This window comes from Agromyces humi (assembly GCF_009720255.1).
GTDB classification, from domain to species: Bacteria; Actinomycetota; Actinomycetes; order Actinomycetales; family Microbacteriaceae; genus Agromyces; species Agromyces humi.
Genome location: NZ_WJSP02000375.1, coordinates 1 through 3,550, shown reverse-complemented (window position 1 = coordinate 3,550; position 3,550 = coordinate 1). Strand labels below are relative to the sequence as shown.

General features: G+C 72.5%; 3 protein-coding genes. 1 reads left to right on the top strand and 2 read right to left on the bottom strand.

From position 1 onward, the window contains the following. Both GH736_RS19320 and GH736_RS19315 read right to left on the bottom strand, forming a co-directional pair. Positions 1 to 708, bottom strand: a 708-nt coding sequence (locus tag GH736_RS19320; RefSeq protein ID WP_203230861.1) for an arginase family protein, incomplete at its 3' end; no start/stop codon positions are given. Between the two features lie 9 nt (positions 709 to 717). Then, positions 718 to 1,356 (bottom strand): cysteine desulfurase family protein, encoded by a 639-nt coding sequence (locus GH736_RS19315; protein WP_159606247.1) that lies wholly within the window; start codon positions 1,354 to 1,356, stop codon positions 718 to 720. Between the two features lie 60 nt (positions 1,357 to 1,416). On the opposite strand from GH736_RS19315, the gene glgX reads away from it, so the two are divergent. Next, positions 1,417 to 3,507, top strand: a complete 2,091-nt coding sequence (gene glgX / locus GH736_RS19310; protein ID WP_159606245.1) for a glycogen debranching protein GlgX — start codon at positions 1,417 to 1,419, stop codon at positions 3,505 to 3,507. Positions 3,508 to 3,550: the final 43 nt, after the last annotated feature.

Genomic DNA, 3,550 nt, shown 5'->3' with positions numbered 1-3,550 from the left:
GCGCTGGTCGGCGGCGTGGGCGCGGTCGAGGAACAGGCGAACGGCGGGAGAGTCCGCGATCTCGGCGAGGGATGCCGCACCCGGATCCTGTGGGAGCGAGAGCGGCTCGACGTCGAACACCTGCTCGGCGTACGCCGCCGAGTTCGCGAAGTCGGCGATGCCGACCTGGACGATGCGGCGCGGATCGAGGCCGGCCTCAACGAGGCGCCGCACGGGCGATCCGTTCGAGACGCCGTCGCGCAGGTCGAAGTGGGCATCGATCGTCACGAGTCCGGCCGTGCCAAGGTCGTCGCCCCAGGCGCCGAGCGCGGTCGCCACGGTCACCGAGTTGTCGCCGCCGAGCGCCACGAGCGCGGTCGCCCGCTCGAGCGCCGCGGCCGTCGCGGCGATGGTGCGCGCCTCCCCCGCGGCGCCATCGGGCTCGTCGATGTCGCCGGCATCCGCGAACCTGAGCTCATCGAGGTCGCGCGCGACCCGTGCCGCGTCACCCTCGGGAGCGCGCCGGTCGGGCATCAGCGCAGGGCTGTACCGCTGCAGCGCCTCGCGGATCGCCGCCGGCGTGGCATGTGCGTTCGTCGGCGACAGCGAGGTGCGCCACGCGGGAACGCCGAGCAGCACGAGATCCACGGATGCCGCGGGCTCGAGGTCCGCGAGCGCGGGCCATCCGCCCGCCCGGGGCCAGCGGGGGTCGTGCGAGAGGGTCGCCATGGCATGACGCTAGCAATCGCGGATGCCGCCGGCCGAGGCATCCGTCGCCCGTCGCAGCGCGTGGACGTCGATCGGCAGCTGGCCGTAGGCGGCGATCGCGTCGACGTGCAGCGGCACGCCGGCGCGGGCGGTGAGGCGGGCGACCTCCTCGACCGGCTGGATCGTTCCGACCTCGTTGTTGGCCCAGAGCATCGTGACGAGCGCAACGGATGCCGCATCGCGGGCCAGCTCGGCCTCGAGCACGTCGAGCCTGAGCCGCCCGAGCTCGTCGAGCGGCAGCTCCACGACGGTTGCGCCCTCGTGGAGTGCGAGCCACTCGACCGTGTCGACCGTCGCGTGGTGCTCGCCTGCCGGCACGAGGATGCGGGGCCGCGGCACGGCATCGGACCCGCTCCCCTGCCGGCTCCACCAGAGCCCCTTGACGGCGAGGTTGACGGCCTCGGTGCCGTTGCCCGTGAAGACCAGCTCGATGCCGTCGGCGCCGAGGGTGGCGGCGATGCGCTCGCGCGACTCCTCGAGCAGCCGCTTCGCCTGCTGGCCGGCGCTGTGGATCGACGAGGGATTGCCCACCACGGCGAGCGCGGCGGTGAGCGCGTCGATCGCCTCCGGCCGCATCGGGGTGGTCGCGGCGTGGTCGAGGTACACCATGCGCAGGCCTCCTCCCGCTCCCGACATGGGAGCGCTTGCACACGAACTACTGTAGATCGCATGTCTGCCGCCGACCCCCTCCGCGATCTCGGCGTCCGCGCGGGCGCTGACGGCGGGACGATCCGGGTCTGGTCGGAGCACGCGACCTCCGTCGACCTCGAGGTGTTCGCGGATGGCGACCTGGCGTGGGCGGTCGAGCGCGCACCACTGGTGCGCGATGCCCACGGGGTGTGGGAGGCGACGTCGACGGCGCTCGTGCCGGGCGCGCGCTACGGCCTGCGCGTCGACGGTCCCGCGGGTTCCGATCACGCGTTCAACCCGGCGCACACCCTGCTCGACCCCTACGCGCGCGGTCTCGCACCCGTGGCCGACGGGTCGTGGCGCGGCGTCGCCGTCGCTCCGCTCGGCGAGAGCGGGTTCGACTGGGGCGGCATCGAGAAGCCTCGCGTGCCGCTCGACCACACGGTCGTCTACGAGACGCACGTGCGCGGCTTCTCCAAGCTGAACGACGCCATCCCCGAGCAGCTGCGGGGCACCTACGCCGGACTCGCCCACGATGCGTCGCTCGAGTACCTGACGAGCCTCGGCATCACCACTGTCGAACTGCTGCCCGTGCACGCCTTCGTCTCCGAGCAGCGGCTGGTGCGCCAGGGGCGACTCAACTACTGGGGCTACAACACCCTCGCATTCTTCGCCGCGCACGCGCCGTACGCGTCGGCGACAGCCCAGGCGGAGGGCGCCGGAGCGGTGCGGCGTGAGTTCGCGGGCATGGTGCGACGGCTGCACGAAGCCGGCCTCGAGGTCGTGCTCGACGTCGTCTACAACCACACCGCCGAGGAGGGCCGACAGGGACCGACGTACTCGTTCCGCGGCATCGACAACGCGTCCTACTACCGCCACGACGCGCACGGCCGGTACGTCGACACGACCGGGTGCGGCAACACCCTCGACGTCGGCCATGTCGCCGCCCAGCGGCTCGTGCTCGACTCGATGCGGTACTTCGCCGAGGAGTTGCAGGTCGACGGGTTCCGCCTCGACCTCGCGGCGACCCTCGGCCGCGACGACCACGGCGGCTACACGCCCGAGCATCCGCTGCTGCGCGCCATGCTCGAGGATCCGGTGCTGAGCACCGTGAAGCTCATCGCCGAGCCGTGGGACGTCGGCCCCGGCGGGTGGCAGACCGGCAACTTCCCGGCGGGATTCAGCGAGTGGAACGACCGGTACCGCGACCGCATGCGCGACTTCTGGCTGGGCGACCTGCGGAGGGAGCGGCAGACCGGCACGGCCGGCAGCGGCATCGGCCGGTTCGCGACGCGGCTCGCCGGCTCCTCGAACACGTTCTCCCTCGAGCGGGGTCCGCTCGCCAGCCTCAACTTCGTGACCGCGCACGACGGCTTCACGCTCGCCGACCTCACGACCTTCGACGTCAAGCACAACCTCGGCAACGGCGAGCAGAACCGCGACGGCACCGACGGCAACAACTCGTACAACCACGGGGTCGAGGGCGGCACCGACGACCCGGTCGTCAACGCGGACCGGCGCCGCACCATCCGCAACCTGCTGGGCACGCTGCTGCTCTCCGCGGGCGTGCCGATGATCACCGCGGGCGACGAGTACGGCCGCACCCAGCGCGGCAACAACAACGCGTACTGCCACGACTCGGAGCTCACCTGGCTGTCCTGGCGCGACGACGAGCGTGACGCGAGCATCCTCGAGACCACGAGGCGGCTGCTGCGCGTGCGCGAGGAGAACCCGGCGATCCGGCCGGTGCGGTTCGGACGTCTCGGCGAGACGACCCCGAGCGCGTCGCAGATGGACTGGTTCACCGCCGAGGGCACGACGATGACCATCGACGACTGGCACTCGCCCGAGGAGCGCACCCTGCAGTACCTCGCGGCGTCGACGCCCGAGTTCGAGGCCTTCAACCGCATCCTGCTCGTCGTGCACGCGCACGAGGCGCCGACCGAGGTGGTCCTGCCGGACCATCCCGGCGTCACCGGCTACACCCTCATCTGGGACTCCGCCGGCGAGCAGCCCGTCGAGGATCCCGCCGAGCACGCGCCCGGCGAGCGCATCCGCATCCCCGCGCTCTCGATGCACCTCTTCCGCGCCCACGGCGACCAGCCCGGCGTCGTGACCCCGGCCGCCTGATGGCCAGGCGCACGGATGCGACGGCGGGCACGCCCGCCACCGT

What these genes read in the sequence shown, in the direction of transcription:
- GH736_RS19315 (WP_159606247.1), bottom strand. Translation starts at nt 1,356, where the DNA reads ATGGTGTACCTCGACCACGCCGCGACCACCCCGATGCGGCCGGAGGCG.
- glgX (WP_159606245.1), top strand. Translation starts at nt 1,417, where the DNA reads ATGTCTGCCGCCGACCCCCTCCGCGATCTCGGCGTCCGCGCGGGCGCT.